Source organism: uncultured Mucilaginibacter sp., assembly GCF_903913935.1.
Classification (GTDB): Bacteria; Bacteroidota; Bacteroidia; order Sphingobacteriales; family Sphingobacteriaceae; genus Mucilaginibacter.
Genome location: NZ_CAIWNH010000184.1, coordinates 1 through 1,823 on the forward strand (window position 1 = coordinate 1; position 1,823 = coordinate 1,823).

Here is a 1,823-nt window from a genome sequence, read left to right on the forward strand (position 1 = left end):
GTGATGATGATGAAGGGATCGAGCCAGCTCTGAAAATTCACAACTAAAAGCAAATAAACGAGCACAACCGCAAGCACCAACCCAATGCCCAGTCCCACGTAGCTGGAGTGCATCGTATCCGCTTGGCCGCGAAGCATGATAAAACTTCCTTTCGGCAGTTCCTTTTTGGCCTCTTCGATAAGAGGATTTATGTCTTTGAGTAGTCCGCCCAAATCACGACCGCTCACACCACCAAAGACATCGATTACCGGCATGACATTATAATGGGAAAAGATAGGAGAGCCGGTTGCACGCTCGAAGGTGGCCAGGTTGGCTAGAATCTGGGCATCGTTTTTTCCAGGTCTGTTTGCGCTTATCGGCATGGCATTAAGCGCTTCGATGGAATCCATGCGATATTCAGGCACCCTGATACTTACAAGGTACTGGATTCCATTTTTCGGGTTGAGCCAGTAGTTGGGTTGCACCTGGCTGCGGTTTGCGCTGTCTTTGTCAGCTGAACTATAGGTCCATGCAACTTTAAGCTGACTTACATTCTGAAGTGTGATCTGATTGTTTGAGGAATACCTGTTGCCGTCTTTTGATCCGGCATACGTGCTCCACCCGCTGTGCCCCGTCGATGAAATATGTTTTTTACAGGAATAAATAAGGCATAACGCCCCCAGGAAGGATAAATAAGTTTGGGTTCTCATAAATGAGTGTTTAGCATAACAGGGTTTACCCTATAAAACTAATGACAATCCATTGGAAATAAAAAAGAAAACCGGACTGAATTTATTATTATTATATAACTTTATCATAGTAAAAGCCAATTAATCAACCAAAACAATAAGCATTGACTGATAAAGTGCAGGTGCCCCCCTTTATTAACTGCTGTTATTCTCACTTGAACGTTGTAATCGAAAAAGGTCTATGTCCAATTAATTAGATAGTTAAATTTTACAAATATGAAAACAAACGATCAAACCGGGTTAAATCAACGCCGTACATTTTTAAAGCAATTTGCAACAAGCGCTGCAGTGTTAAGTACAGGAATGCTTTCTGCACCTTTTGGTTTGGCGGCCGAAGGTATGTCTGCACAGGATATTTCAGATGCAGATGAATGGTTTAAACAGGTAAAGGGGAAACATAGGATAGTATTTGACGTTACTAAACCTAACAGCATACTTCCTTTCGCATGGCCGCGGGTATTTTTACTCACCAACCAAAAGACAGGCTCATCTGAAAGTGAATGCGGTGTAGTGGTGATATTACGGCATGACGCTATTCCTTATGCTTTTGGGCACCCACTTTGGGAAAAGTATAAATTTGGCGAGTCATTTAAGATCAATAACGATGCAACAAAAGCCCCCGCTACACAAAATCCGTTCTGGGAGCCGAAAGCAGGCACTTTTAAGGTGCCGGGAGTGGGCGAAGTACAGATCGGGATAAACGAGTTGCAGTCCAGCGGGGTACTATTTTGCGCTTGTGATGTAGCCATAACCGTACATACTGCAGTGATTGCAGAGGCCACCAAACAGGATGCTGCAGCAATAAAACAGGAATGGCTGGCCAATTTGTTACCAGGCGTGCAAGTAGTTCCCTCTGGTATCTGGGCAGTTGGCCGCGCTCAGGAGCATGGATGTACTTATTGCTTTGCAGGCTGATTAGTTTCAGCCGCCACAAATTGAGAGTGGTCGGGATAAAATTTAAAAACGGATCAGTAATCTGTTACCGTCAAATTTAAAAAAAGGCCCAATTTCGGTACTACCGGGCCAATAGCCTATTGAACCGTTTTTAAGGCTGCCACCCCGACCACTATAAACCATTGCAGAAAAATTAATTTA

General features: G+C 43.8%; 2 protein-coding genes. One reads left to right on the forward strand and one right to left on the reverse strand.

Annotated features, from left to right (window positions below; translation table 11 throughout):
- Positions 1–689: efflux RND transporter permease subunit (locus tag QZY09_RS06820; RefSeq protein ID WP_295670009.1), on the reverse strand; the 689-nt coding region annotated here is incomplete at its 3' end.
- Positions 690–944: 255 nt separating this feature from the next.
- Between QZY09_RS06820 and QZY09_RS06825 the strand changes: the two genes are divergently transcribed.
- Positions 945–1,643 (forward strand): hypothetical protein, encoded by a 699-nt coding sequence (locus QZY09_RS06825; protein WP_295670012.1) that lies wholly within the window; start codon positions 945–947, stop codon positions 1,641–1,643.
- Positions 1,644–1,823: the final 180 nt, after the last annotated feature.